Annotated in this window: 3 protein-coding genes and 1 tRNA gene; 1 reads left to right on the top strand and 3 read right to left on the bottom strand. The window is 65.0% G+C overall.

What is annotated here, in order from left to right; translation table 11 throughout:
* Window positions 1-11 precede the first annotated feature (11 nt).
* Window positions 12-88: transfer RNA gene (locus ACE5CZ_RS05595), tRNA-Pro, on the top strand.
* A gap of 45 nt (window positions 89-133) precedes the next feature.
* Here ACE5CZ_RS05595 and ACE5CZ_RS05590 read toward each other — a convergent pair.
* The 3 genes from ACE5CZ_RS05590 to ACE5CZ_RS05580 form a co-directional block, all read right to left on the bottom strand.
* Window positions 134-757 (bottom strand): thymidine kinase, encoded by a 624-nt coding sequence (locus tag ACE5CZ_RS05590; RefSeq protein ID WP_374946351.1) that lies wholly within the window; start codon window positions 755-757, stop codon window positions 134-136.
* A 44-nt stretch (window positions 758-801) separates the two neighbouring features.
* Window positions 802-1,896, bottom strand: a complete 1,095-nt coding sequence (locus ACE5CZ_RS05585; protein WP_374946350.1) for an Rv2578c family radical SAM protein — start codon at window positions 1,894-1,896, stop codon at window positions 802-804.
* 36 nt (window positions 1,897-1,932) lie between these two features.
* On the bottom strand, window positions 1,933-2,800 hold an 868-nt coding region (locus ACE5CZ_RS05580), incomplete at its 5' end, for a ThiF family adenylyltransferase (protein WP_374946349.1).

Below are 2,800 nucleotides of genomic sequence, written 5' to 3'. Positions count from 1 at the left end.
TTCGGGCTGATCGGGGTATGGCGCAGCTTGGTAGCGCGCGTCGTTCGGGACGACGAGGTCGCAGGTTCAAATCCTGTTACCCCGACCACACGGGCCCCCTCTCGATTCGAGAGGGGGCCCTTTTCTTGTTGAATCAGGTGGTCGCCGTGATCGAGCCGAGCACCCCGCCGCTCTCGTCGAGGTAGCAGACGCCGCAGAGCGATTCGTAGGCGACGTGCGCCCCGTCGATCGCGACCTGGGCTCCGTCGAAGACGAACACGTCATCGATCTTGCGCGCGTTGAAAATCGCCTTGCGCCCGCAGCGGCAGATCGTCTTCAGCTCCTCGAGACTGTGCGCGATTTCCATGAGTCGCGCGCTGCCCGGAAAGGCCGTGGTCTGAAAGTCGGTGCGGATGCCGTAGGCGAGCACGGGAACGTCGTCGAGAATGGCGATGCGCAACGCGTCGTCGACCTGTTCGGGCGAGAGGAACTGGGCTTCATCGATGAGGAGGCACGAGATGCGACCTGCACCGCTCGCGATCGATCGGTCTCGACGCTCGACGAAGTCGGCGCGCAGATTCGACGAGGGGGTCACCAGAAAGTCGACCGCCCGGGTCACCCCGAGGCGCGACACGATACGCGTGTCGCCCTTCGTGTCGACCGATGGTTTGGCGATGAGCACGTTCTGCTGGCGTTCCTCGTAGTTGTAGGCCGCCTGCAGCATCGCCGTGCTCTTGCCGCTGTTCATCGCCCCGAACCGGAAGTAGAGTTTCGCCACGCCTCTAGGGTAGTTGTTCGCACTTCTCTCGGGCCCTGCCCGATTCAGAACAGGGTCGGCCGGCCCTGGTCGACTTCTTCGGGAATGATCGAGCCCGCCGACGCGATCGACGCCCGACCGAACCCGGGCCCGCTGAGCCCGATGGCAGTGCTGCGGATTCCGCCCGAAGCCGGGTCTTCGATGCCGCGTTGCAGACCGTGCGCGCGAATGAGCGGCTGGATGCGCGCGGCGAGCCACTTTCTGTAGTCTTTCGGCGCGTAGCTGTTCGTGCCGTAGTACATGCGCCCGTACTGCTCGACCAGTTCGGGATGCGTGGACTGCAGCCAGTCGAAGAACCAGGTCTTGACACCCGGGCGCAGATGTAAAGCTGTGTACAGAACTGTGGTTGCGCCAGCTGCCTTGATCTGACCGAGCGCGTTGTCGAGATGCGCTCTCGTATCGGTGAGGTACGGCAGAATGGGCATGAGGAACACGCTGCAATCGAGCCCCGCCTGCCGCACCGCCGTGACGGTCGCCAGACGAGCCTGGGTGGATGGGGTGCCCGGCTCGATCGACTGCTGGAGTTCGTCGTCGTAGATGGCGATCGACATCGCGAGGTCTACGGGCACGCGCGTGTTCGCCTCGACCAGAAGCGCGAGGTCTCGCCGAAGCAGCGTGCCCTTCGTGAGGATCGAGAACGGCGTGCCCGAAGCCGCGAGTGCGGAGATGATGCCGGGCATGAGCCGGTAGCGACCCTCCGCGCGCTGATATGGGTCTGTATTGGTGCCCAGCGCCACGGGATGCCTCTGCCACGACGGCCGCCTCAGTTCTTTCTCAAGGACCTCGGCGACATTGAGCTTGACGATGAGCTGGGCGTCGAAGTCGGCTCCCGCGTCGAGGTCGAGATAGGTGTGAGTGGGTCTGGCGAAACAGTAGACGCAGGCGTGGCTGCACCCCCGATAGGGGTTTATCGTCCAGCCGAAGGGCACTGCCGCGTTCTGGCCCGGAATCTTGTTCAGTGCCGACTTCGCGAGGATCTCATGGAACGTGATGCCTGCGAACTCGGGAGTCTGCACCGACCGCACGAGGGTGTTGAGTTTGGCGAGCCCGGGCAGCGCCGAGGGCTCCGCCGTCGCTATCGCCTGGCTACTCCATCGCATTCACACAGTCGAACATACATTCGAACCGGTGTCAATCTACACGGACGGCGCCGCGCTGTCGCCCCGGCGCCGGTCGATATCCGCCACGGTGTAGTCGGCGAGAGGATTGCGCCCCAGTCTCTGCCTCGCCGCGGCAACGACGAGGTGTCGGAGATGGCTGCCCCGGCCTGCCCGCAGCACCCGGGCGCGAAACCGATAGGCATCCATGTAGGCCATCCGGGGAGCCCAGACCGGCGACGGTCGGCGCGCCGAGACGCCTCGGGTCAGATGCAAAAACGCCTGAGCCGAACCGATCGACGACAGTACGTCGATGCCGACGGCGAGCGAGGGCAGAGAGACGGATGCGCCGGAGCCGTCGATCGTGCGTACCGCCGCGAGCGCCCGAAGATCGGAATACGGCGGCACGTATGGAAGGCTCCGAGCGAGGTCCATGCTGCGACCCGCGACCTCGTCGAGTGGCATGTGTTCGTCGAGCCCCATGAAGCGCTCGAAGGTCCAGGCACTGGTCGGTGCGAACGAGGTGACTTGCGCAGCGAAGCCCACATTCATGGCCATGAGGTCGGGGATTCCGCGTGCCCTGGCCGCTCGCGCGATGAGAACTCCGATCTCGGGTTGCGTGGACTCGGATTCGTCGATGACGAGGTCGGCACCGGCCATGAAGTCGTCGATCGAGTCGGGCGTGACGCCCGACGTGAACACGGCCACGCGCGCCTCGGGATTGATGTCGAGCACGCGCTCGCGAAAGACCTCCGCTTTGTTGCGGCCGTAGGTGGACCGAGCGGCACCCTCCACCCGGTTCGCATTCTGAGGCTCGAAAACCTCCGGGTCGGCGATATTGAAGCCCGAGACGCCCATGCGAGCCAGTTTGAGCCCGAACTGGAATCCGCCCCCGCCCACGCCGCCG

The organism is Agreia sp. (assembly GCF_964263775.1).
Lineage (GTDB): Bacteria > Actinomycetota > Actinomycetes > Actinomycetales > Microbacteriaceae > Agreia.
The sequence above is the reverse complement of the archived record's forward strand: the minus strand, read 5'-3'. Positions and strand labels throughout refer to the sequence as shown.

Coding starts and splice junctions, on each gene's coding strand:
- ACE5CZ_RS05585 (WP_374946350.1), bottom strand. CDS start 1,896: ATGCGATGGAGTAGCCAGGCGATAGCGACGGCGGAGCCCTCGGCGCTG.